Annotated in this window: 14 protein-coding genes; 9 read left to right on the forward strand and 5 right to left on the reverse strand. The window is 74.2% G+C overall.

The annotated features are described in order from the left end of the window. Positions 1–22 precede the first annotated feature (22 nt). From ACZ9QC_RS39505 to ACZ9QC_RS39520, 4 genes are all read left to right on the forward strand, one after another. Positions 23–1,018, forward strand: coding sequence for a sensor histidine kinase (locus ACZ9QC_RS39505; protein WP_472917510.1), 996 nt, complete (start codon positions 23–25; stop codon positions 1,016–1,018). Beyond that, the gene (locus ACZ9QC_RS39510) at positions 1,015–1,758 is read left to right on the forward strand and encodes a response regulator (RefSeq protein ID WP_472917511.1); all 744 of its coding nucleotides are present in this window, start codon (positions 1,015–1,017) and stop codon (positions 1,756–1,758) included. The genes ACZ9QC_RS39505 and ACZ9QC_RS39510 overlap by 4 nt, the downstream gene beginning before the upstream one ends. Before the next feature lie 160 nt (positions 1,759–1,918). Beyond that, complete coding sequence (locus ACZ9QC_RS39515) at positions 1,919–3,259, forward strand: hemolysin family protein (protein ID WP_472917512.1); 1,341 nt, start codon at positions 1,919–1,921, stop codon at positions 3,257–3,259. Next, positions 3,256–4,278 carry a hemolysin family protein gene (locus ACZ9QC_RS39520; protein ID WP_472917513.1) on the forward strand — a complete coding sequence of 341 codons (1,023 nt, stop codon included), beginning with the start codon at positions 3,256–3,258 and terminating at the stop codon, positions 4,276–4,278. Before ACZ9QC_RS39515 ends, ACZ9QC_RS39520 begins: the two co-directional genes overlap by 4 nt. Positions 4,279–4,397: 119 nt before the next feature. Here the strand turns inward: ACZ9QC_RS39520 and ACZ9QC_RS39525 are convergent, their stop codons facing one another. The 5 genes from ACZ9QC_RS39525 to ACZ9QC_RS39545 form a co-directional block, all read right to left on the reverse strand. Continuing rightward, entirely contained in the window at positions 4,398–6,467 is a 2,070-nt protein-coding gene (locus tag ACZ9QC_RS39525; RefSeq protein ID WP_472917514.1) for a hypothetical protein, read from the reverse strand. Continuing rightward, positions 6,464–10,444 carry a DUF5682 family protein gene (locus ACZ9QC_RS39530; protein WP_472917515.1) on the reverse strand — a complete coding sequence of 1,327 codons (3,981 nt, stop codon included), beginning with the start codon at positions 10,442–10,444 and terminating at the stop codon, positions 6,464–6,466. Before ACZ9QC_RS39530 ends, ACZ9QC_RS39525 begins: the two co-directional genes overlap by 4 nt. Next, complete coding sequence (locus ACZ9QC_RS39535) at positions 10,441–11,601, reverse strand: ATP-binding protein (protein ID WP_472917516.1); 1,161 nt, start codon at positions 11,599–11,601, stop codon at positions 10,441–10,443. Before ACZ9QC_RS39535 ends, ACZ9QC_RS39530 begins: the two co-directional genes overlap by 4 nt. 128 nt (positions 11,602–11,729) lie before the next feature. After that, a complete protein-coding gene (locus ACZ9QC_RS39540; protein ID WP_472917517.1) occupies positions 11,730–16,643 on the reverse strand; it encodes a DNA-binding protein in 4,914 nt (1,637 codons plus the stop codon). Next, positions 16,640–17,506: a DUF4132 domain-containing protein gene (locus ACZ9QC_RS39545; protein WP_230216972.1), complete on the reverse strand. Its 867-nt coding sequence runs from the start codon at positions 17,504–17,506 to the stop codon at positions 16,640–16,642. The genes ACZ9QC_RS39540 and ACZ9QC_RS39545 overlap by 4 nt, the downstream gene beginning before the upstream one ends. 743 nt (positions 17,507–18,249) lie before the next feature. On the opposite strand from ACZ9QC_RS39545, the gene ACZ9QC_RS39550 reads away from it, so the two are divergent. The 5 genes from ACZ9QC_RS39550 to ACZ9QC_RS39570 all read left to right on the forward strand — a co-directional run bounded on the left by ACZ9QC_RS39550 (position 18,250) and on the right by ACZ9QC_RS39570 (position 25,441). Further along, a complete protein-coding gene (locus tag ACZ9QC_RS39550; RefSeq protein ID WP_472917518.1) occupies positions 18,250–18,777 on the forward strand; it encodes a hypothetical protein in 528 nt (175 codons plus the stop codon). A 408-nt stretch (positions 18,778–19,185) separates the two neighbouring features. Next, entirely contained in the window at positions 19,186–21,345 is a 2,160-nt protein-coding gene (locus tag ACZ9QC_RS39555) for a hypothetical protein (RefSeq protein WP_472917519.1), read from the forward strand. Positions 21,346–21,437: 92 nt separating this feature from the next. Continuing rightward, positions 21,438–22,946 (forward strand): GT4 family glycosyltransferase PelF, encoded by a 1,509-nt coding sequence (pelF, locus tag ACZ9QC_RS39560; protein WP_472917520.1) that lies wholly within the window; start codon positions 21,438–21,440, stop codon positions 22,944–22,946. Next, a complete protein-coding gene (locus tag ACZ9QC_RS39565; RefSeq protein ID WP_472917521.1) occupies positions 22,943–24,361 on the forward strand; it encodes a hypothetical protein in 1,419 nt (472 codons plus the stop codon). The genes pelF and ACZ9QC_RS39565 overlap by 4 nt, the downstream gene beginning before the upstream one ends. Before the next feature lie 78 nt (positions 24,362–24,439). Continuing rightward, the gene (locus ACZ9QC_RS39570; protein WP_472917522.1) at positions 24,440–25,441 is read left to right on the forward strand and encodes a GDP-mannose 4,6-dehydratase; all 1,002 of its coding nucleotides are present in this window, start codon (positions 24,440–24,442) and stop codon (positions 25,439–25,441) included. The last annotated feature ends 38 nt before the right edge of the window (positions 25,442–25,479 follow it).

The following is a 25,479-nucleotide window of genomic DNA, read 5'->3' on the forward strand; positions in this document are numbered from 1 at the left end:
CCGGTCTGCGAAGGTGAACCCCATGTGGGAGTGGGGGACGAACGGACCGGTGGCCGTGCTGGGGGTGGTGGCGGCGGTCGCGGTCGGTCTGGCGGTGGCTCTGGTGCGCACCCGACGCCGGTGGCAGAAGGCGGTCGGGGAGCGCGGCTGGTTGCTCGAACGGGAGCGGGAGAGCGCCGCGCGGGCCGCTGTCGCGGCGGAACGTGACCGTATCGCCCGGGAGTTGCACGACATCGTCAGCCACAACGTCAGTCTGATGGTGGTTCAGGCGGGCGCGGCCCGCGAGGTGATGGACACCATGCCGGACGAGGCGGCGGCGGCTCTGCTGGCCGTCGAGGACGCGGGGCGCGGCGCGATGACCGACCTACGGCATCTGCTGGGTCTGCTGGCGCCCTCGCAGGACGGCGAGGACCCGGAGGACGGGACGGACGCGCGGGGGGACGCGGTCCGGGGCACGGACGTGGCTGAGGGCGTGGACGCGGTCGGGAGCGGGGTCGACCACGGGGCGAGGGAGGGAACGCGGCGGGTGGCGTGCCTGGAGCGGGCGGAGGGAGTGGGACGGGCGCAGCCGACGGAGCTTGCGCCCCAGCCCGGACTCGACCGGCTGGGTTCGCTCGTCGACCGGATCTCGTTCGCCGGTCTGCCCGTCGAGGTACGGATCTCCGGCGAGCCGCGTCCGTTGCCGCAGGGCATCGACGTGACGGCGTACCGGATCGTCCAGGAGGCGCTCACCAACGCGCTCCGACACGGTGACGGCGGCAAGGCCGAGGTCACCGTGCGCTACGCCGACCGGGCGCTGCGCGTGGAGGTGCTGAACACCGGCCCCAGCGTGCTGACCGGCGGCACCGGCGCCCCACCGCGTCCCGCACGCCCCGCCCCGCGCCATCCGAGCGGTACCGGGCGCGGGCTGCTCGGCCTGCGCGAGCGCGTCGCGGTGTACGGCGGCGACCTGGACGCCCGACGCCGCCTCGGCGGTGGCTACCGGGTCCGCGCCCGCATACCCCTGGACCGGCCATGACACCGGCCATGACACCGGCGGAGAAGCCGGTCGCGAGGCCGGTTGAGAAGTCGACCGGGACGTCGGCCGAGACCGAAGCGGCGGGGCCGCGGGTGCTCGTGGTCGACGACCAGACGCTGATCCGGACCGGGTTCCGGCTGATCCTCACCGCCCGGGGCATCGAGGTGGTGGGCGAGGCCGCCGACGGCGCGGAAGCGGTGGCGATGGCCCGCGAACTGGAACCGGACGTCGTGCTGATGGACATCCGGATGCCGACCATGGACGGCCTGCAGGCCACCCGGCGCATCCTCGCCGCGAACCCGGAGTGCCGGGTGCTCATGCTCACCACCTTCGACCTCGACCGCTACGTCTACGCGGCCCTGTCGATCGGCGCCAGCGGCTTCCTCCTGAAGGACGTCACACCGCGGCATCTCGCGGCGGCCGTACGCCTGGTCGACACCGGTGACGCGCTGCTGGCCCCCTCGATCACCCGACGCCTGGTGGAACGCTTCGCCACGGAAGCCGCCGAGACGCCCGTGGTCCCCGCCGACCTCCAGGTCCTGACCCCGCGCGAACTGGAGGTCCTGACTCTCCTCGGGCGCGGCCTGTCCAACACCGAACTCGCGGCCGAACTCACCCTGAGCGAGGCCACGGTGAAGTCGCACGTGGCCCGTATCTTCGCCAAGCTCCAGCTGCGCGACCGCGCCCAGGCCGTCGTGATCGCCTATGAGAAGGGGCTGGTCAGAGCCAGGGAATCTTGAAGGGTGGAGGGCGCCGCGCCACGGGCCGGGTGATCGCGAACGGGAACGAAGATCTGGTCACAATCGTTCACGAGCCGCACGCCTATCGAAGGAGCACGCCCGTGTCCGCCAGACCGACGGACCCCCCGACCGGATCCACAGAGCCCCGCAGGTGCGGCCGATGAGCGTCGCCGACGCCGTGCTCGGTCTGGTGGCCGTCCTCGTGCTCACCGCCGGAACCGGTTATTTCGTCGCCCAGGAGTTCGCCTACGTCTCCGCCGACCGGCTCGCCCTGGCCCGGGAGGCGGAGGCGGGCGACCGGAGGGCGGCGCGGGCCCTGACGGTGCTGGAGCGGCTGTCGTTCATGCTGTCCGGCGCCCAGCTCGGCATCACCGTCACCGGCCTGATCGTCGGCTTCATCGCCGAACCGTCCGTCTCCGCCCTCCTCGAACCCGCCCTGACCGGCGTCGGTGTCCCGGAGGGCGCGGTCGGCGGGATCTCCCTGGTCCTGGCCTTCGTCGGGGCCACCGTCGTACAGATGGTGTTCGGCGAGTTGGCCCCGAAGAACCTCGCGCTCGCCGTCCCCGAGCGGCTGGCCAAGTCCCTGGCCGCCTCCACGCTCGCCTACCTGAAGATCGTGGGACCCGTCGTGCACATCTTCGACGGCGCCGCGAACAGGCTGCTGCGCCGGGTGGGCGTCGAGCCCGTCGAGGAACTGCATCACGGGGCGACCCTGGAGGAGCTGGGCCACCTCATCGGTGAGTCCCACGAGCAGGGCGAACTGCCCCGGGACACCGCCGAACTCCTCGACCACGCCCTGGAGTTCTCCGACCGGACCCTGGACGAGGTCATGGTGCCGCGCGCGGGTGCCGTCTTCGTCCGCAAGGACGCGTCCGCAGCCGAGGCGGTCGAACTCATCGCGAAACACGGCCACTCGAACTACCCCGTGCTCGGCGACCACCCCGACGACGTCGCCGGAGTGCTGGGCGTCCGCGAGCTGATGCGACTGCCCGGCCGGCCCCTCACCACCACGGCGGGCGCCCTCGCACGTCGCCCGCTGCTGCTGCCGGACACCCTGCCGCTGCCGGACGCCGTGACCCGGATGCGTGAGCGCGACGACGAGTTCGCCGTCGTCCTGGACGAGCACGGCGGAGTCGCCGGCATCGTCACGTACGAGGACATCGCCGAGGAACTCGTGGGCGACATCGCCGACGAGTCCGACACCGTCGTCGAACTCGCCGTCCCCGACGGCACCGGCTGGCTGGTGGACGCCGGCCGTCGCCTCGACGAGGTCGCCGACGCCACCGGTGTCGCACTGCCCGAGGAGGAGGACTACGACACCGTCGCCGGCCTGGTCGTGGACCGCCTCGGCCGTTTCCCGGCCATCGGCGACCGGCTCACCGTCGACCTGCCCGACGGGGGGAGCGCGGTCATCGACGTACGCACCCTCGACCGACACGTACCGGACACGGTCCGTCTGGAACGGCTGCCCGCGCGTGAGCACGAGGAGACCCAGGCATGAGCTTTCCCATGGCGCTCTTCGTCACCGTCCTGCTGCTGATCGGCAGCGGGTTCTTCGTGGCCGCCGAGTTCGCGCTCGTCGCCGCCAAACGGCACCGTGTCGAGCAGGCCGCGGCCTCGGGCCGGCGCGGCGCGCACGCCGCGCTGGCCGGCATGCGGGAGCTGTCCCTGATGCTCGCCGGCGCCCAACTGGGCATCACCATCTGCACCCTGGGCCTGGGCGCCGTGTCCAAGCCCGCCATCTCCCACGAACTCGACCCCCTGCTGCACGACCTGGGACTGCCCAGCGCCGTCAGCTACGGAGTGGCCTTCGTGGTCGCCATGGTCGTCGTGGTCTTCCTGCACATGGTCGTCGGCGAGATGGCACCCAAGTCGTGGGCCATCGCCCACCCCGAGCGGTCCGCGATGCTGCTGTCCCCGGCCTTCCGGGCCGTGGTCCGGGCCGTCCGCCCCCTGATCGGACTGCTCAACCGCGTCAGCAACGCCCTCGTACGACTGTGCCGGGTCACACCGCGCGACGAACTCGCCTCCGTCCACAACCGCGAGCAGCTCACCCACCTCGTCGAGGAGTCGCAGCGCCTCGGCCTGATCAGCGAGGCCGACTCCGAGCTGATCACGCGTTCGCTGACGGAGCCCGAGACGCCGGTGCGCGAACTCGCGGTCCCGGCCGCCGAGATCACCTCGGTGGACGCGGACGCCGACGCCGAGGCCGTCCTCCGCGCCGCCGCCGAGCACGACCGTACCCGGCTCCTGGTCCGCGACCCGGACAGCACTGTCCTCGGCTCCGTCCACGCCCGCGACGCTCTGGTGGCCCGGGCGAGGGGACGCGCGGTCACGGCCCGCGGCCTCGCCCGGCCCGTACCGCGACTGGGCGATGACGCGACCGTGGCCGACGCGATCGACGTCCTGCGCCGCCACCGCGCCACGCTCGCCGTCGTCCACGACGACACGGGGCGCCTCACCGGCCTCGTCAGCCTGGACGACCTACTGGCGCGCTATCTGCAACCGAGGACGGTCTGACGGTTCGAATACCTGAGGGGGTGACGGGCCGCCGGGCGCCGGGACCGCATCGCACCGCGGCCCCGGCGCGCCGAGGTCCCGGTGCGGTGCGGTGGCGCCCGGCCGTGATCGGTTGAGGGTCAGGTGGTGGGGGCCGGGAGCCGCCATGTGGACTGGATCAGGGCGCTTTCGGTGCCTTTCAGGTAGACCGCGGCGGCGAGCCAGGCGCGGGCGTAGCGGTCCGGGTCGGGGTCGGTGACGCGTCCGAAGACGTCGCGGGAGCGGCGGTCCGCCTCCGTGGTGAGCACGGCCGCCAGGTCCGCGCCCGCCCTGAATCCACTGCGCCGCAGTGCCGCGCCCGCTCCGTCCCGGTCGCCGTCGCGGGCCGGCTCGGCGACCGCGCGGCGGCCTCCGGAGACGGCGACCTCGACGAGTCGGCGCAGCCGCCACAGCGGAGCATCGGCGAGCGGGTCGGCCGGAGCCCCGGCGGGGCCGTCGACCGTGGGCAGCGCGTCCTGCGGCGGGAAGTGCGCTCCCCGCAGGCGGTCGTAGCCCAGGTCGGCGTGCCCCTGCCACTCGTCCGGCAGCCGCAGCGTCGCCTCGGTGCCCGGGACCGGGCCGATCGCGAGCGGGCGCAGCGTGGCGGCCCGGTCGGGTTCCAGACGCCCGAGCACCCGTATCCGCAGGCCGGGACGGCCCGCCAGCTGACGGAAGTTCGCGGTGTGCGCGAGATCGGGGTGGCCGTTGGCCGGGGTCAGCCGGACGAGGAGACCGCTGTCGGCCGACTCCCCGGAGCCGGACACCTCGCGGGCGAACAGGTGGTCGCCCGCCGCGCCGACGAGGACCAGGTCACAGCCGATCAGCCGGCGCGCCTCCAGCTCCGCCTGCTCGGGATCGGCACCCGGGCCGCCGGTGAGCCGCTCGGCCACCGCCTCCGCGAGGGGGCGGGCGAACAGGGCGGCGAGCGGGCCCGCCGTCCAGGAGAGACCGGCGAGCGGAGTGGCCCGAACGCCCTTGCCTGAGCCGAGGCGACCCTCCGGCGAGACCGTGGCACCGGAGATCAGCAGTCCGCCCCGGGAGAGCCCGGCGTGGTCGAGGGTCCCGGAGCCGAGGGCGACGCTTGCCTTGGCGGCGCCCCGGGCACGGGCCGGACCGCCCGGCTTCACATCGGCGATCGAGTACCAGCTCCCGTCGTCGGAGACCAGATGAGTGACGACACCGCCGTATCCGGTGGCCGAGATCACCGGTTCCCGGCACACACCGTGCACCCGCAGACCGCCGCCCGGCCGATAGGCGCGCCGCGCCGTGCCGACGAGGGCGGGGTCGGTGTCCGCCGCCGCCAACAGGCCGGTGGTGAGCAGCAGTTCGCGCACGGCCGCGACCAGGTCGGCCAGCCGGTGGCCGTCGCGCCGGGCGCGGGCCCCGCGCAGCCCGCGGACGACCCGCAGGGCCGCAGCCTCGGCGCGGTGCAGCCCGGCGAGGCGCGCGGTGTGCGCGGCCCGCAGCAACTCCGCCTGCGGCACCGCCCCCGCCGCCGGGACCCCGGCGGCGAGCACGGCCGCGGTGGCCGCCCAGAGACCGGCCGCGGCGGCGACCTGGGCGGGCGTGGGGGCCTTGCCGCCGCCCCGGCCGAGGTCGTCGGCCCCGCCGACGGGGCCCACCCCCGCGGTTGTGCCGGTGCCGGTGGTTCCTGTGCTGCCGGTTTCGGTCGGTCTCGTCGTGTCGGCGGGGGCGGTGGGATCGGCCTGCCTCGGGCCTTCGGCCGGGGCGACGGTGGCGGAGGATCCACCCGCTGTGCGAGAGCCGTTGGCTCCGACGGCCGGTCCGGCTGCCGGGGCCCCACCATCGCTTCCGTGGGGGTCGTCCGCCGCCGTGTCGGTCGGCGCGGCCTCCGGCTCGGCTGCGGCCATGTCCTCGGCGTCGGCCACCGGGCAGGCGCTCAGGACGGCGGCACGGTGCAGACAGCGGGGTGCGAGCAGGCAACTGCACACCGCCCGCTCGGCGTCGGTCACCGCGCCCGAAGGGCCGGGCGTCAGTGCGACCTCGGCGTCCTCGCCGCACCGGACGCGCAGGACACCGCCGTCGGCCTCGACGGGCAGGGCCGCGTACGTCTCGACCGCGGCGTCCAGTTTCTTGCGCAACCGGGAGGTCAGGCTCTCCACGGCGGCGGCCACCACCTCGGGTGCCGCCGGGGGCAGTTCGGCGTTCATCGGCTCTCTCCGCGGAGGCGGTCCCCCACCCAGCGGGCGAGGGCGAGGGGACTGAGGGCGGCGACCGGCATGCCGGCCGCGACGAGTTGCTGGGCGACGGGTACCGAGTAGCGCGGGGTGCCCGTGTCGTCCAGGGCGGCACAGCCCATCAGGTGCACACCCGAACTCGCGAGGGCCCGGACCTCGCCCAGGAGGCCGCCCAGCGAGCAGCCCTCCTCGAAGTCGCTGACCACGACCACGAGGGTCCGGCTGGGCACGGTCACCAGGGAACGGGCGTGCGCGAGCCCCGCCGCGATGTGCGTGCCACCGCCGACCCGGACCTCCAGCAGCAGCGACAGCGGGTCGTCCACCCGGTCGGTCAGGTCGATCACCTCGGTCGAGAACGCCAGGAAGTGCGTCGACAGCGTGGGCACGCCGCCCAGTACGGCCGCGGTCAGCGCGGACCAGATGACGGAGGCCTCCATCGACCCGGACACGTCGACGACCAGGATCAGCCGCCAGTCCGCCTCCTTGCGGGAGCGGGTGCTGAACACCGGCCGCTCCGGTACGACCATGGTCCGGCCGTCCGCCGTACGGTGGGTGCTCGCCAGGTTGGCCCGCAGGGTGCGCGGCAGATCGAGCCTGCCACCGGGGCGCCGGGTCGGACGCGGGGTGGCCAGACCGGTGAGCGCGGGGCGCATCCGGGTGGCGAGCTCCTTGGCCAGTTCGTCGACGAGCCGTCGTACCAGCGGGCGCAGCCTGGCCAGTTGCTGTTCGGGCATGCCGCCCGCGAGGTTCAGCACGGAGGTCAGCAGGTCGACCGACGGGCGGACGGCCTTGGGGTCCAACTCGGCCAGTACGTCCGTACGGCCCCGGTCGGCGGCCCGCGCCAGCACCTCCTCACGGACTTCGGCACCGAACAGCGCGTCCAACTCCTCGCCCCACTCCCGGGCCGTGGGGAACGACGCCTCCTGAGAACCGCCTTGACCGGGACCGCCCTGGCCGAAGTCCGAGGAGCCCTCGCCCCGGCCGGTGCCGTACAACTCGTCGAGCGCGTGCGCGTAACGCCGGGCGTTCTGCGGCAGCTTCTCGCTCTCCCGGCCGAGGAGCAGCCGCCAGCGGTCGGTGGGGGAGAGGTGGAGGGGCGCGACGGACGGCTGAGCGGTGGGGTGGGGCGCGTCGGCGGAGGCGGGAGGGTGGGTGGCCTCGGCCGTGACGGTCGCCTGCGGGGCGCCGACGCCCACCGTGCCCTCGGTTGCCACCGCGCCGTCGGTCACGACCGCGGCCTCGGCCGTCACCGCAGCCTCGGCCGTCTCGGCTGTCGCAGCGTTCTCGCCGATGTCGGTCGAAGCCTTCGGCTCGGCGGTGACAGCCGGGGTCCGCGCGGCGGCGGTGTTGTCGGCAGACCTCGCCGGGGTCGTAGCGATCGGCAGCCGGAGGGAGTCGACGGCCATCAGGCCCGCCGTGTCCGCCGCCGTCCACAGCGCGAGGAGTTCCGGTGAGGCGGTGAGGGACAGGTCGAGGCGGTCGCCGAGGCGTTCGGTGACCGTACCGAGCAGACGGTCGCGGCCGGCCGGGGTGAGCGTGTCGAAGCCGCCGCGCAGGGCGGGCAGCCGGTCCAGGAAGCCCTGGTCCGTGAGCGTGTCGATCCGGTCGAGCAGCGGGTCCAACGCGGTCGGCGCGGACTGGAGCAGCGGCGCGGCGCCGCTGAGCAGACCGCTCAGCCGAAGGGCGAGCGCGAGGCGGCCGTCGGGCCCGGTGGCCGTGTCGATCCAGCCTGCCGCACGCGTCCCGACGGTGTCGGCGCCGTCGAGGTCGAGCAGCACCCGCGCGGCGAGGGCGGCCCCTTGGATCAACGGGGAGCCGGAGCGCGCGAGCGTGCCCAGGGCGTCGTCCATACGCAGTCCGAGGCGGTGTTCACCTGCCCGGGACGCGAGCGCGACCAGCGCGGCCGCGTCCTCCGGCTGGTCGCTGCCCGCGAGACCGGGCAGAGCGCGGACCGCCGCCTCCAGGAGGTCGACGGCCAGCTCGGCCGCCGCCGACCTGCCCTCGGGCGTGGTGCCGGGCAGGTGGCCCCGCCGCAGCGCCTCCAACAGGTCGAGCCCTTCCAGCAGTTCGGGCAGGGTGGCCGAGGCCGGGAGCACGACGGCCGCGTCCGCCAGCCGGTCGGCGACCAGCGCGGGCAGGTCGCAGCGGGCCGCAGCCCGGAGCCCGGCGAGGACCAGGGCACCGGTGGGCCCGCCGTCCGCCGACTCCCGGCGGAAGGTCTCCCGCAGGGTGCCCTCGGCGGCCAGGGCCGCCGTCACACCCCGGATCCCGGCCAGGTCGAGCCGGACCGGGACGGCCGGGGTCCACGCCACGCGCCACCGGGTGGTGAGCGCCGTGCCGTCGCCCGTGCCGGTCACCTCCACGGACTCGCCGTAGCCCGCACCGCACACCGCGAGACGCTGGAGCAGGATCTCGCGACGGCCGTCGAGGGCGGAGCGGAGCGGGTCGAGCCGGAGTTCGCGCGAGGCGGGGTCCTCCGGGCCGGGCAGCCGCAGCGCGGCCACCTCCGCCTCCACGGACGGGCCGAGACCGGAACGAGGGGTGCCCGGTGCGATACGGCCCCGATCGGTGCCGACCAGCACCACTTCGAGCGCCCGCGCGAGAGCCCGGCCCCGGCCGAGCGGCTCGCCCTGGCCCATCACCGTCGTCAGCGCCTCCAGGACCTCGCCCCGGCCGGGGGCCGCGAGACCCCGGAGACTGGCCAGGTCGCCCGCCACCCGCAGGGTCTCGGTCGCCTCGCCCGTGCCCGCGGTGTGCCCGGCAGCGCGCAGCTCCCGGCACACATCGGTGATGGCCCGCGCGGCGGCGCCGTACAGCAGCTCGGGGTCGCCCCCGGCCGTGAACACCGCCTGCTGCCAGCGCGGGTCACGGATGCCCGCCGGATACCCGGAGCGGGAGTCCAGCAGGTCGAAGGCGTACGGGACGAGCGAGGTGACGACCGGCGGGTGCTCCCCGACGAGGCCCGCTCCCCGGGCCCCGGCCGTGATGCCGTCCGCCCTCGCGGCCGACACCGCACCACCCGTGCCGGCCGTCTCCTCGTCGGCGGGTGCGTCCCCTTCGTCCTGCGCGCCGGCCGGGTCGGCGTCCACGTCGGCCGCGTCCGTCAGCGCCGGGGCGTGGAAGGCGCCGATCACGGCCGCCACCCTGCGCCCACCCGCCGCCGCGCGGGCGATCGTGTCGCGCATGTGCGCCTCACGGGCCAGGTCCACCGACGGCACGCCGCCCGCGGTCTCGGCGTCACTGCGCAACGCCCACCCCACGCCGAGAGCCGCCCGGCGGATCGCCTCGGGCGTACAACCGGGAGCGAGCACCTCCACACACCGGTCCCACAGATCGTCACCGTCACGACCGGTTCCGGCGGCGGTGAGCGCCGCGGCGAAGGCGGTGGGCGAGACGAGGGACGCCCTCGGCCCGTCCGTATCCGTCGCCGGTCGGCCCGTGCCCGTCGTCGGACTGCCGGTGTCCGTGGTCGCACGGCCGGTGTCCGCGACGGGCTCTCCCGTGTCCGTCGCCGGTCGGCGCGTGTCAGGGAGGAGCTCCTCCGTCACCGTCCCCGGTCGGTCCGTGTCCGTCCCCCGTCGGTCCGTGCTCCACGCCGGATGGGACATCGGCAGGTCGCAGCACACCACTTCCTTGCCCCGCTCCCGGGCCCAGCGGAGGGCGGCGAGTTCGGGGGAGAAGTCGGCGAACGGGTAGAAGCCGAGGCGGCCGCCCTCGCTCGCCCCGGCCAGAGCGACCGGCGCGAGGGTGCCCGGCGCGGCGAGGTGGGGCAGCCAGTGCTGGAAGTCGGCCGGCAGCTCCACGCAGACGACATCCGCGCCGGACGCGTCCAGCAGAGCGGGCACGACCGCGGCGAGGGCCGGGCTATGGTGCCGTACCCCCAGCAGGTACGGCGCCGACGAGTCGGCGAGGACCGTGACGGCGGCCCTCGGGTCCTGAGTGGTCGTCACCGAAGGTTCTCCCGCAGGTCCCAGAGGCGGCGCCACGTCGCCGAGCCGTCCTCGGCGCGACGGCGCACCGGGCCGTCCCAGTAGCCGAGCAGCCGGGCGTGGTCGGCCGGGTCGTCCTTGCGGACCACGCCCAGCAGGTGCCCGGGGACGAGGTCGAGCGCGTCCCCGCCGGGCAGGTACGCGGCGGCCACCCCGAGCGAGGCCGCGACCGACACGGCCTCGGCGGTGGACATCACCGTGCCCGGACGCTCCACGTCCCAGCCCTCGGCGGAGCGCCCCGCACGCAGATCGCGGAAGACGGTGACCAGCACGTCGAGCACCGCGTCGTCCACGCCGAAGGCCGCGCCCGCCCGCTGCACCGCCGCCTCCGCCTGCCGCCGGACCAGGGCCGTCTCGGCGTCGACGTCGGCGATGGGGTGCACGGTCTCGAAGTTGAAGCGGCGCTTGAGGGCGGCCGACATCTCCGAGACACCCCGGTCGCGCAGGTTGGCCGTTGCGATGACCGTGAACCCGGGCGCGGCCGCGACCTGGGCGTCGTCCGTGCCGGACAGCTCGGGCACGCTCACCCGGCGGTCGGACAGGATCGACACCAGGGCGTCCTGCACCTCCGGCAGACAGCGGGTGATCTCCTCGACCCGCGCCACCCGGCCGGAGCGCATCGCGCCGAGCACCGGCGAGTCGACCAGCGCCTGCGGGGTGGGACCCTGGGCGAGCAGCAGGGCGTAGTTCCAGCCGTAGCGGAAGGCGTCCTCGGTGGTGCCGGCGGTGCCCTGCACGGTGAGCGCGCTGGTGCCGCACACGGCGGCCGACAGCAGCTCGGAGAGCATCGACTTGGCCGTGCCGGGCTCGCCGACGAGCAGCAGGCCGCGCTCACCGGCGAGGGTGACCACGCACCGTTCGACCAGGGCGCGTTCGCCGACGAACTTGGGTGCGATCACCAGCTTGTCCGGCAGCGTCTCGTGCGGCTTGGCCAGCTTCAGGGCCTCGCCGCCGCTGCCGCAGACGAAGGTGACGACGGAGCGCGGGGTCAGGCGCCAGCCGGGCGGCCGCGGACCCTCGTCGTGGGCGGCGAGGAAGTCGAGTTCGGTGGCGTGGCGCTCCTCGGCGGGCAGGATCTGCCGGGCCGGAAGGGCCGTCGCCGTGTCGGTCGGGGTCATGAACGTCCTTGCTCAGTAGGTAAGTAGTTAAGTAGGCAAGTAGGTAACGCTGTAGGTCGGTACGTGTGCGGAAAGGTGCGAGGCGAGGTCAGGCCTGGGCGCCCGGTGGCCGGGCGCCCAGATCCCGATCAGCGGCGGCGCCCCCGACGCACCTTCAGCTCCTCGAACCGGGGCGCGTCGCCGTCCTGGATCCGCTGCCAGGCCCTGCGGTACAGCTCGGCGGCCGGTTCGGACGGCACGATCACGCCGAACGTGGCGTCCTCGTCGGTCATCAGACCGTCGAACAGCGGCAGCTTCCACCGCTCCAGCGGCAGCCGCGGCGCCTTCGGGTCGATCCAGCCGCCGGGCAGGAAGAGCGAACGCCCGGCCCTGGCGCGGCTGGCCTCCACCACCAGCTCGCCCCCGGCCAGTTCGGCACGGGCCGCCTTGAGCCGAGCCGGCTTCCACCCCGTCCAGCGGGCCGTCATACGGTCCGTCGGGTCGGGCATGGCGAGCAGCATCAGATACAGCGTGGCCGCGTCCTCGCCGATGCCGTACTCCTTCGCCACCTCGGTCACCAGCTCGGGCACCGAACGGCTCGGGTCCTGCGGCCACCAGGTGCCGTCCTTGCCGCGCTCGCCCGCCACCGGGTCGCCCGGGTCGGCCAGCAGGGCGGCGTACGGGGCGCAACGGGCCAGCCGCAGCGCCACCTCGACGGCGTAGGGCCGCTGGTTGTCGATGCGCAGCGCGGGCAGGTACGGGTCCTCGCCCGCCTCGTCGAGCAGCGCGACCCGGATGCCCGGCGCCGGCTGGTCGTCGTGGGTGGCCAGGATCACGGCGCCGTACCGCTCGAAGCCCTCGCCGACCTCGGTCGGGGTGCCCGCGGTCTTCCGGAACTGGGGGAGGCCGATGTACCGCCCGACGTCCAGCACGAGCCCGGGGTGCGCGAGCCGCTCGCGTACGGCGGTGAGCGCGGTGGGCAGCGCGGCCCGCAGCGGGTCGCCGGCGGGCAGCCGGTGGGCGAGCCAGGCGGCGAGGCCCACCGAGCCGACGAGGGTGTCGGCGGTGAACCCGACCGCGTCGTCGTCGACGGGCCGGACCCGGTCGCCCCTGACCGCCCATTCCAGGTCCCGGGTGAGGCGGGGTTCACCTGCCGGGTGGAGCAGTGCGGGCAGGGCGCTGCGGAGCTCCCACCGGGAGTGCTTGACCGCGCGGGTCGCGTCGGCGAGCAGATCCTCGGGGATCGCGATCCTCCTGCCGACCCTGCTGTTCCAGACCTCGGCCGCGGCGGCCACATCGGGCCCCTCGGTCCACAGCCGGGCGGGGTCGGCGGGCAGCAGCGCGGCCACCACGGCGTTGCGGATCTCGCCGTCGACGCCGCGCAGTTCGTCCTTGGCGACGGCCGCGGGAGCCTGCTTCACACCGATGGCGTTGCGTGCCTCCGTGGACAGGAACACCCGCTGGTAGACGTCGACCTGGGGAAGTCCGGCGACGATCAGCCGGGCCATCGTCTCGGTGACACCGGTGCGGCGCGCGAACTCCTCGGCGGCCTCCGGGAACCAGGGAGCCGGGCCACGCTCGGCCAGTTCCGCGAGGAACGCGCCGAGCCGGGCCGCATGCGCTTCCCCGGCCAGTCGGCAGGACTCGCGGAGGGTGTACGGCTCCGGGATCTCGAAGCGCCCCGTCGGGTCGTGGAAGAACCCGGTGAAGACGGCGCCGTCGTCGTCGAGGGAGAGGCGTCCCACGACGGCGAGGAAGGCGTCGTCGCCCAGCGGCAGCAGACCGTTCCACGAGCCGGAGCGCCAGTCGCCCGACGCGGTGCGCAGTTGATCGGCCTTCAGGCCCAGTATCACCGCGCGCCACCGCTCGGAGGCGGCACCGATACCCAGCCCCAGCGTCGCGAACCGGTCGAGCAGGGCGCGCAGCGCCTCCCGGTGCTCTTCCGGGGTGGTGAGGGCCAGGGCCCGGAAGACGATGGCGCTCGTGCGGTCGGCCAGCGACCACAGATCCGGCTGTCCGCTCGGCAGTTCGGTCCCGTCGAGGTGGAGGCGGACCGCCGCTCCCTTCGGTGCGGTGGTGGCGGGGCGGAGTCCGGCGGCCCTGCTCATCACCCGCAGCGAACGGAAGACGGTGTCGGCCTCCTCGTCGCGGTTCCACCAGTGGTGGGGCGGCTCGCCGAGGCCGCTCAGGGCGCTCTGGAGGACGGTGTCGGCGGGGCCCGCGGGCCCCTCCAGTTCGTCCACTCCCTCGTCCAGCGCCCGGGTGAGCCGGGCCGCCGCCGCGTCGAGGACGGCCTGCTGCCCGGCGGCGTGGCGGACGACTCCGGCGATGCCCGCCACGAGGGCCTCATGGGTGACCGGCAGCAGCGCGCGGATCGCGTCGGGCAGGGCGTCCTTGTCCTCCTGCGCGGCGGCGGCCAGCAGGGCCGTCGACGTGGCCGCGTCGATGCGGCGCAGCGCCGCGGAGCCCTCCGGGTCGCGGGGCGTCATGCACTCCCAGAACTGCACCGGGGGCAGCAACAGCGTGCCCTCGCCGAAGACGCCCGGGGTGCGGTCCGTCTTCGCGACGGAGGTGACGACGCCGTCGGTGTCGACGATCTCCAGCTGCCAGCCGTTGCGGACGATCGCACGGGCCCGGTCGTCGCCCGGGAACACGACCAGCGCGGACGGCCGGCCCTTCCCGGCGGGCAGGGTGACGGTGTGCCCGGCCAGGTCCTGTGTGCGGTAGGCGCCGTCGGGCAGCCGGACCGTGCGCAGGCCGACCACGCCGTCGACGGGTGCGCAGGCCGGCGCGTGGCCGACGGTCGGAGACGGGCCGAGCCAGCCGCTGTCGTACACGCTGCCCTCGGGGGCGTCGCGCAGCGCGTCGGCGAGGAAGGCGGGCATGCTCATCCGCCCGCGCCTGTGCGTCGCCGGGTCGTACTCGTAGAACCCGTGCGTCTCCCGCTCGCCCTCCGCGTGCCAGACCCAGTACGAGGCGCCGTCGAACATCAGCCACCGCTCGTCGGGGATCGTGGTGTCCCCGGCGTGCAGCACCCCCGCGCCGGTGGCCCGGCCGCCGCCCGGCAGGGGCAGGGTGAGCTTCAGGTCGGCCTTGTACCAGTCCATCTCGGTGCTCCGGGTGCCGCCCGGGCCCTCCATGGGCTGGGGGCTGTCGGCCCGGGTGTGCCAGTAGCCGCGCAGGCCGTTGTCGCGGGACCGCCAGTAGACGAGCAGCTCGCCGTCCACGTGGTGGAAGCCCGGATCGCCCCACCTGTCGCCCGCGGAGACCCGCAGATCGTGGGTGAGGAGCGTGCCCTCCGCGCCGATCACCCGGGCCTGGGCGGCGCCCGCCACGACGAGGTGCGGCCAGGCGTCGGCGACGACGATGTCCTCGACGTCGTCCTTCGGGACCAGCGTGGCCGTGGCGTCCTCCCAGGCGGGCCAGCCCAGTTCGTCGAAGAGCCCGGCACGCAGCGTGCGCGACAGCACCGGTGCCAGGTCGGCGGAGACGGCGCCGCGCACCTCGTCCTCGGCGAGCGCCAGCGCCTCGGCGGGCAGCCACTTCAGCCGGGTGAGCGCGTCGGGCAGCTGGGGCAGACCCACGGCGGCGAACCGCCGGACGACCCCGCGCACCCACTCGGCCAGCAGCGGCCGCCCGCCCGGCGACGCGGCCAGCACCCGGATCGCGCGCCGCCCCTGGTCGTCGTCGCCGAACCGGTCCGCGCCCCGCCGGAAAGCCTGGTGGAAGCGGGAGTCGCCGGCCAGCGACATCAGCTCGCGGTGTCCCTCACCCGGGGCCCACTGCTCCAGCGGCAACGCCGAGTCCTTCGGCGGGGCGGCCACGGGCACGTCCAGGGAGAGCAGCAGATCCATCAGGTCGATGTCGTGCGTGACCCGCAACTCGCGTCCGGCGGTGGTCAGTTCGGCGCGCAGCCGGTCCGCCGTCCGCTCGACGAGCGGATACAGCTCGGGCATCCGGGTGGAGCCGCGCCAGGACCGCGCCCGCTCACGGTAGGTCAGGAACCGCTCCAGCCAGCCCGCCGTGCCGTCGTGCGGACGCTGCTCCTCGGGCAGGGAGCCGTCCCACAGCCCGGCCGTGGCGCCGGAGGCCTCCAGCATGTCCAGCCACATCGCGGGCATGTCGTCGTCGTGCGACGCGGGGAGCGTGTCCAGCAGGGTGCCCCGTACCTCGGGCTCGCGCTCCGCCAGCGCCACCAGCGCCGTACGGTGCCCCTTCCACCAGCCCGCCGCCGCGCGCAGAGTGGACGGCAGGACCAGCAGTTCGGCCAGGTACTCCTGTTCGGTCTCGTCCGCGTCCCGTCCGGCGGCCCGCGCCAGCCGGCGCAGGTCGTTCGCCATCTGCGCCGAGGGCGGCAGACCGCCGGCCGTACGGCGCAGGCACAGCTTGGTGAAGCGCCGCAGCGCCTCCTCGGCCGGGACCCGCGCGGCCAGCTCCTTCGCGTACGCCGACAGCACCTTCACCGGGAGCGCGCCGGCCAGCGCGAACTCCAGGAACACGGCGTCGAGCCGCTCCTCCTCCACGACGAGCCCGTGTTCCGCCTCTGCCTTGCGGGCGCGGGTGAACAACTGGGCCGCGTACGTGGCGTTCTCCTCGGCGAGGAACACCCGTCCGGCCTGCTCGAAGAAGGTCGGCAGGAAGTGCGGCACCGACGCCGCCAGCCGCTCGCCGAGCTCCAGATAGGCGTCCATGGCCGCCTTCGGCTTGGTCTTCGCCTGCCGGGCCGCCTTCTCCAGGTCCGGCACGATGCCCAGCGCGTGGTGCCCGTCCGCCGGGTGGTGCACCAGCACCCACTCGGGGAAGCCCAGCGACTGCCGCAGCCCCAGCCCGACGACCGCCGGCTCCGCGTCCGGCTCCAGGCCCAGGAACCCGGCGGCCAGATCCTCCGCCGCGCCCAGCTCCCCGGCGACCAGCCGCACCACCACCCGGTCGTCCAGGCCCGGATGACGGTACGCCCGTGCCGTCAGCGGCACCGCCCGCTCCCCGGCCCCCTCGGTGTCCGGCGGCAGCACCCCGCCCGCGGCCAGCACATCCTCGTACGACACCTCTGTCCCCCCGCTCATGCGTCCTTGCCCTCCTCGATCACGCGCCCGGCGTACAGCGCCGCGGCCATCCGCATCCCCTCCGACCACGCCACCGGGCCCACCTCGCCGAGCGGCAGGGCGTGGCCGTCCTGGTCCTGCCAGGTGAGGCTGCCGGTCTCCACCTCGTCGTCCCAGTACGGCTCCCCGATCCACACGGAGGCCTCGACGGTGCGCTCGCCGTCCCGGACCCGGGCGGTGGCGTACCCGCCGGAGACGCGGTACCCCAGGGACGTGGCCCGCGCGGCGAGCGCGAACCGGGAGCGGTACTGGCCGCCGGTGAACTCCCGCACCTGGGTGGCCTTGGCGGCCAGGTCGTCCGGGCGCCGCCAGGTGGCCCGGTGTATCTGCTCGACGCGCTGGACGATGCCGAGCTCCGCCGCGAACTCCCGGATGTCGTCGAGGTCCGGCAGCAGCACCGGGTGCGGCAGGGTCACCGTGCGCGGGGAGAGGCGGACCGTCTCACCGTCCAGGTTCACCACGCGCAGTTCGCCGGAGTCGGTGGCGCCCCGCAGGAAGCCCACCTCGTCCGGGTCGTCACCGACCACCGCGAGGTCGCGCAGGGCGGCCTGCCACGCCTCGTCCGGCCACACCCGGGCCAGCAGGCCGGTGGGCACGGGCAGTGACGACACCATCCAGGCGTCCACCTGTTCGACGCACGCCGTCGCGTGCCGATCCAGCCATTCGGCGAACCGGCGCAGCCGGTCCACCTCGGGATGGTCCTTCAGCGCCTTCGGCAGCGACTTCAACTGCCGTCCCGCCGCGCGGCCCGAGGTGGCTCGTGCGGCCACCCGCCCCTCCACAAGAGCGACTTCGTACCCGTCGCCCGCCGACAGCCATCCCACGAACCCCAGCCCCTAGCATCAATTGCACAAGAAGAAAGCACAGTTCAGCCGGGGAATCCCGGCCCACGTGCGACCATGTGCGGAACGCTAGCGGCAGCCACTGACAATCGGTCCGGCGCCTCCCCACGAGGCCCCCTGCGGCCCGTCGGAAGCCCCGACGGCGAAAGCGGCACGCGAGAGGATCCCCCCGGCGTCCGGCAAGCCAATCGAAGCCGACAGGGCAGACGCATCCGTAGACCTACGTAACCGGAGTACGTATTACCGGCCAGTCGCCGTAGGCGGCACCGCGCGTCCGACGTCTGTCCGTCGCGTTCACCCTCCGCAGTGACACGTGCCCCGGCCGACGGCCGTGCTGGGGGGCGCAGATCGTCCGACGAGCCAGGCGATGCCCCGACTCGTCAACGGGGCGGCGGTTTCCACAGATGACAGACAGGGGCCGAAAACCGGCGGATGGCCGAGATCGCGCGCACCGCGCGGTGGCGGGAGGGCGGCGCCCGGCGTGCGATACGCGCCAATGCCGTCCGGATGCCGTCCCGCCCGCAGCACGGCCACAACGGGTGGCACCTGCCCCGCCCGTACCGCCTGTCACACCACGGTTACCGTGCGCTGATGCGGACTCTCCGGGCGGTCGACACGGCTCCGCCGCATCGTCTTCACCCGGCGCGCACTTCCGGCCGGGCCGCGGCCGGCCGCAGCCCGTCGGGGCAGACGGTGCGCCCGCCGGATGCCTAGCCTCCCGGCCCATGCGATCACCACTGATGAGACGCTTCGGCCTCGGTGCCGTACTCGCCCTCGCCCTGACCGTGTTCGGCATGGCCCCCGGCGCGAGCGCGGCCGCCCCGGCCCCCGCGGAGCTGACGTTCGCCACCGACAGCGCCACCACCACGCCCGGCGGCACGGTCAACCTGTCGATGACGATCACGAACAACCACACCTACGACGTCTGGTTCATCTACCAGACCATCGAGCCCACCTGGCTGACCAACCAGCGCCCCGACCTGAAGTACTCCTTCACCGGCTGCAGCCTCGCCACGGCCGCGGGTGCCACCCCCTGCGCCGGGACCGGTCCCGCCAACCTCGGTACCAACTACGGCGCCACCATCCCGCCCGGCCAGAGCCGCACCGTCACGCTGACACTCCAGGTCGCCGGTGACTCCGGCTGCAACGGGAACATCGGCTTCTACTCGTACTACTACGCCGAGTTCAGCGACCGGACCAACGTCAGCGGCGGTCCGGTGTTCACGCCCGAGACCCGGGTGCTCTGCGCCTGACGGCCCGTCGACGAGGTGGCCGGTCGTGACGGGAGTGACCTGAAATGATCTGCGATCAGGCTTCCGTCATGGTCTGGACCACTGGTGAGCGATCCGGCGGACCCCGGCGGTCCGCCGACCCGCCCCGCAGGGCCCGGACCAGCGCGCCGGGCCCTCGCGGTCGTCGTGCGTCCCGTTCGGGGCGGATGAGAAAACGTTCAATTCGGTTGCAGGTGCGCCCACTTGGACACCTGCGCTTTTCCGTCATGTTTCGCAGCATGACCACGAAAGACGCACACAGACACCACTATGTGACGCGACGGATGCGTCGACGACCGGGTTCAGAGGGGGACGCCGGCGTCACGCAAGGGGGTGCGTCCGCTCCAGGAGAGGCGTGCTCACCCCTGCCCGGGGAGGGGACTTCACCGCATGAAGCGGACTTCACGCACCACCGTGCTCACGGTGGGCGCGCTCATCGCCGCGCTCGGCCTGCCCGCCGGTCCGGCCCACGCCGACGACCCCGCACCCCGCATCGATCTGCGGGTCCTGGTGGTCAGCGACGGTGGCCCGTCCACCGACGCGATAGCCGCCGAACTCACCACCGCGGGCACGCCGTACACCGAGATCGACCTGACGAGTTCCGACCGGCCCGTGATCGACGCCGGCTTCCTCGCGGACACCCTCGACGGCCGCCCGCGTGCCAAGTACCAGGCGGTCGTGCTGCCCAACGACAATCCGTTCCCGGCCGGCTCCACCGAGATGACGGCGCTCGCGGAGTACGAGCGCACGTACGCGATCCCCCAGGTCGACGCGTACACCTACGCGCGTCCAGAAGCCGGTTTGCAGTACCCGGTGTACGGCGGCTACTCCGGCGGCCTCGACGGCGCCGAGGCCCAGGTGACCGACGCCGGGAAAGCGGGACCCTTCGGCTACCTCGACGGCGCGGTGCCCTTCGAGGACAACGACCCCGCCGTCGGCGAGAGTTACGGCTATCTGTCGAGACCGGTGGCGGGCGCCGACTTCACGTCCTACGTCGACGCGCCGATCCCCGGCCAGTCCACGCGCGGCAGCCTGGTGGGCGAGTACCGCCACGACGGGCGGCGCGAACTCGTCGTCACCTTCGTGTACAACCAGTACCAGCAGCAGTTCCGGCTGCTCGCCCGCGGCATCGTCGAGTGGATGACCGGCGGGGTGCACCTGGGCGCCACGCGGAACTACTTCGCCGTGCACGTGGACGACGTGTTCGCCGCCGACGACCGCTGGAACACCGAACTCAACTGCACCCCCGGCGACGTCGACTGCGCCGACCCGAACGTCGAGCCCGACCCCATCCGCATGACCCCGGACGACGTCGACCACGCCACCGCCTGGCAGACCGCCAAGGGCTTCACCCTCGACCTCGCCTACAACGGCGCCGGCAGCGTCGACCACCGCGAGGACAACAACGGCGACGACGCCCTCACCGACCGGTTCGTCGCGGAGCGCAACCGCTTCCGCTGGATCAACCACACCTACTCGCACCCCTTCCTCGGCTGCGTCCAGGACACCAGCGTGGTCCCCTGGCGATGCGCGACCGAAGCCGACGGCTCCACCCGGTGGGTGAGCCGCAACGACATCTCCGACGAGATCGCCACCAACCGCGTCTGGGGCGAGACGGCCGGACTCCCCCTGGAGGACGGCGAGTTGGTCACCGGCGAACACTCCGGCATGAAAGTGCTGCCGCAACAGCCCGCGGACAACCCCAACCTGGCGCTCGCCCTCGACGACAACGACATCACCTGGCTCGGCTCCGACAACTCCCGCGAGCCCGTCCAGCGGCAGGTCGGTTCCGCCACGACCGTGCCCCGCCACCCGATGAACGTCTTCTACAACGCCGGCCGCGCGGCCGAACAGGTCGACGAGTACAACTGGATCTACACCAGCCGCGCCCAGGGCGGCAGCGGCATCTGCGAGGACAACCCCGCCACCACCACCTGCCTCACCGCACCGCTGGACCCGGCCACCGGGTACGAAGAGGTCGTCGTGCCGCTGGAGAAGCGGATCGCCCTCGGCCACGTCCTCGCCGGCGACCCCAAGCCGCACTTCATCCACCAGTCGAACCTCGCCGAGGACCGCATCGCCTACCCGGTGCTCAATGGCGTCCTCGACGGCTACGCGGCCCTGTTCGCCGAGGACACCCCCGTGGTCAACCTGCGGATGAAGGACATCGGCGCCGAACTCCGCCGCAGGGCCGCCTGGCAGGCCGCGCTGCAGGCCGGTGACGTCACCGCCCACCGCATCGGCGACACCGTCACCGTCGAGGCACCGGACGGCCTGGCGGTCACCGTCACCGCGCCCACCGGCACCACCCTCGCCGGTTCCGCCTTCGGCGACGCCTACGCGGGCGCCGTCTCCGGCTGGACCCCCTCCACGGGCGCCCCCCTCTCCCTCGGCCTGCCCGCCTCCGCCGGCCCCTCGGCCGCCGACGCCACCGGGCCCGTCGAGACCACGGGCCCCGCACCGGACACCCGAGTTCCCGCGGGCGTGAGCAAGAGAGTGCCGTACACCGCGGACTCCGTCACCTCGGACTCCACCACCGCGGGCGACTGACTCGCGGCACCCGCCCATCGAGCCGTCCCGGCCGCACCACCCCGGGCGGGACCGGCAGGAAACACCCCACACCACGGCCGTGGAGCACACCGATGCCCGTTCCGCACGACGCGCGCCGACTCGGCGCGGCGCGCGTCACCCTCCTCACCGAAGGCACCTATCCCCACAGTCACGGCGGCGTCAGCGTCTGGTGCGACCAACTCGTCCAGGGCATGCCGGACCTCGACTTCGACGTCATCGCCGTCACCGGCACCGGACGCGAACCCCTCGTCTGGGACCTGCCCGCACACGTCGTCCGTGTGCTGTCGGTCCCCATGTGGGGCGACCCGCCCGAGGGCCGCGCGCCCCGGGGCCGTGCCCGTCACCGGCTCGTCGGCGCCTACGAGCGGTTCCTCACCGCCCTGCTCGACCCGGGGGCCGAGGACGGCTTCGCGCCCGCCCTGTACGAGCTGGCCCGGGCAGCCGGGGACGGCACGCTCAGCCCCTTCCTGCGCTCGGACCGGGCCATCGCCCAGCTGACCGCCGTCTGGAACCGCCCCGGCCTCGCCGTCCGCGAGGCCCGCCCCACGCTGCACGACGCGCTCACCGCGACCTCCCTGCTCGAACACGCCCTGCGCCCGCTCGCCGCACCGGCTCCCGAGACCGGCGTCGCGCACGCCGTCAGCGGTGGTGTCGCCGTCCTGCCGGGCCTCACCGCCCTCGAACGGCACGGCGTCCCCCTGCTGCTGACCGAACACGGCGTCTATCTGCGCGAGCGCTACCTCGGCTACCGCACCGCCCCCTACCGCTGGCCCGTGAAGGCGGTCGTCCTCGGCTTCTTCCGCCTCCTCGCCGAGGAGACCTACCGGCGGGCCGCCCTGATCACCCCGGGCAACCGCTACAACCGGCTCTGGGAGGAACAGGGCGGCGCCGACCCCGAGTCGATCCGTACCGTCTACAACGGCGTCGACCCCGCCGCGTTCCCGCCCGCCGGGCCCGAACCGGGGACGCCCACCCTCAGCTGGGCGGGCCGCGTCGACCCCATCAAGGACCTGGAGACCCTCATCCGGGCGTTCGCCCTCGTCAGGGCGGAACTCCCGGGCGCGCGACTGCGGTTGTTCGGCGGGACACCACGCGGCGGCGAGGCCTACCGGGAGCGCTGCGAGGCCCTCGCCGCCGAACTGGGCCACGGCGACGCCGTCACCTTCGAGGGCCGCGTCGACGACATCAAGGACGCCTACGCCGCCGGCAACGTCGTCATGCTCTCCAGCATCAGCGAAGGCTTCCCCTTCACCCTCATCGAGGCCATGTCCTGCGGTCGGGCCACCGTCTCCACCGACGTGGGCGGTGTACGCGAGGCCGTCGGCGACAGCGGGCTCGTGGTGCCGCCGCGCGACCCGGAGGCGATGGCGAAGGCCGCGCTGGAGCTGCTGGGCGACCCGGCGCGCCGCCGGGCCATGGGGGAGGCGGCCCGGCTCCGGGTGATCGAGCAGTTCACCCTCCGCCGGACCATCGACACCTTCCGCTCCATCTACCTCGAACTGCCCACCCTGGAAAGGCGATCGGCGACCGTCGACATCCCGGCGCCGACGCCCGCCCCGATCAGCACGGTGGCCGGATGAGCGGCCCCCTGTCACTCGAACCCGGCGGCGTCGAACAGGACACCCTCGCCATCAGGCTGGCCGACCGGCGCCGCCCGCGCCGCCGCCCCAGCTGGGCCCTCGGCGACGACACCACCCTCACCATCCGGCTCCCGCACCAGGGCCCGGACGAGGACGCGGTCAACGCACTCGCCGCCGAACTGGCCGACCGCGTCGGCCCCGCCGTCCACCCGTACGAAGTGGCCGCCCTGCTGGAGGCGGAGGGCCTGTCCGCCTCCCTCATCAAGGAACGCTACGGCCACCCGAACCTGTTCTCGCTGGCATCGGCCCTGTACGAACGGGTGCCGAGGACGTTCCCCGAACCCGCGCCGGGCGTCGACCCCTGGCGCCCGGACACCGTGCGCTGCCTGCTGCGGGGCGTCCTCTTCGCCCTGCCCGGCCTCGCCTATCTGCTGACCGCCCCGCTGTGGAACCCCGGCGCGCACGCCCCGGCGCTCATCGTGGCGGGACTCGTCTCCTGGGCCTGGGGCCAGGCCCTCGGCCACCGTGCCCATCTGCGGATGGCGGCCGGGCCACGCGAAGCGGGCCGTACGCTCCTGACCGGCGCGCCCGTCGGAGCGCTGCTCGCCACGGCCGTCTCCGCACTGCCCGCCGACGGCGGACCCGTGACCCTGGTGGCCGCCGCACAGTCCGCGTACCTCGCGGCGGCCGGCGTCCTGCTGGTCCTCGGGCGGGAACGCCAACTCCTCGCCGCGCTCAGCCCGTTGATCGCCGGGGCCGCCGTCCTCCCCTGGTGGGAACCGGGACCGTGGCTCCGCGCCGGACTGCCCCTCCTCGCCCTGCTCGCCACCCTCGCCGCCACCGGCCGGACCCTGCGGACCACCCTCGCCGCACCGGCCGTCCCGGACGCCCGCCGCCCCCGCCCGCTGTGGTCCCTGCCGTACGGCCTCTTCGGACTGGCCGCCGGCGTCCTCGTACTGCTGGAGGGCCGGCAGGAGCCGTACGCGGTGATCGTGCTGACGGTGAGCATGGGCCCGGCGGAATGGCTGCTCCACCGCTACCGGGGACTGTCCGTCTCCGCGCTGCGCGCCGTCGCGACCCCCGCCGGGTTCCTGTTGCGCTCGGCCGGGATCCTCGGCCTCTGCCTGCTCGCCTACCTGCTGCCGCTGCTGCCCGCGGCCCTGCTCACCGACGCCGACCCCGTCCCGCTGCTGCTGCTGGCCGCCGTCCTGTGGACCGCGCTGCTGCTGCAGGCCTTCGGGGCGGCCTGGCCGTCGGCCGCCATCTGTCTCGCGGCCGCCGGCGCCGCCGGGACGGTCACCCTGCTGCGCCTGCCACCGGGCGACCTGGCGCTGCCCCTGTGCTGCGCCGCCGCCGCGCTCTGTCTGTCGGCGTGCGCGCTGCGGCTGCTCGGCCGCCCCGCGCCGCACGCCTGAGCCCCGTGCTCACCACGACCACCGCACCCCCCCACGTGCCACCCCCCACACAACCGACCGACCGGAAGGACACACCAGTTGACCTCCGCACCGCTCGCCGCCGTCACCGGAGCCGAGGGCTTCATCGGCTCGCACCTGACCGAGGCGCTCGTCGCCTCCGGACACCGGGTCCGGGCCATGGCCCAGTACAACTCCTTCTCCTCCTACGGCTGGCTGGAGACCCTGCACCCGGACGCCCTCGACCAGGTCGAGATCGTCCTCGGCGACGTCCGCGACCCCGGCTCGGTCCGCGGCCTCCTCGACGGCGCCGACACCGCGTACCACCTGGCCGCCCTCATCGCGATCCCGTACTCCTACCAGGCGCCGCACAGCTACGTGGACACCAACGTCACCGGCACCCTCAACGTGCTGGAGGCCGTCAGAACCCTCGGCACACCCCGCCTGGTGCACACCTCCACCAGCGAGACCTACGGCACCGCGCGGACCGTGCCGATCACCGAGGACCACCCCATCAACACCCAGTCCCCGTACGCGGCCTCGAAGGCGGGCGGCGACCGGCTCGCCGACAGCTACCACGCGAGCTTCGACACCCCCGTCGTGACCCTGCGGCCGTTCAACACCTTCGGGCCCCGCCAGTCGATGCGCGCGGTGATCCCCACGGTGATCGGGCAGGTCGCGGCGGGGGAGCGCACCATCACCCTCGGCGACCTGCGCCCCACCCGGGACTTCACCTTCGTCAAGGACACCGCCCAGGCGTTCCTGGCCGTCGGCACCGCGCCCGCCGACAAGGTCGTGGGCCGCACCTTCAACGCCGGCACCGGGGGCGAGATATCCGTCGGCGACCTCGTCGCGCTGATCGGCAAGGTCATGGACCGCGAACTCGACGTCCGCGAGGACGAGGCACGCATCCGGCCCGCGAACTCCGAGGTCATGCGGCTGGTCGCGGACGCGGGCCGGCTGACCGCCGCCACCGGCTGGCAGCCCGCCCACACCCTGGAAGAGGGCCTCGCGCACACCGTGGAGTTCTTCCGCGACCCGGCCAACCTCGCCCGCTACAAGACCGGCATCTACAACATCTGACTCCCGTCCACGCACGGCACGAAGCATGAAGGAGGAGC

This window comes from Streptomyces sp. HUAS MS02, from assembly GCF_055702265.1.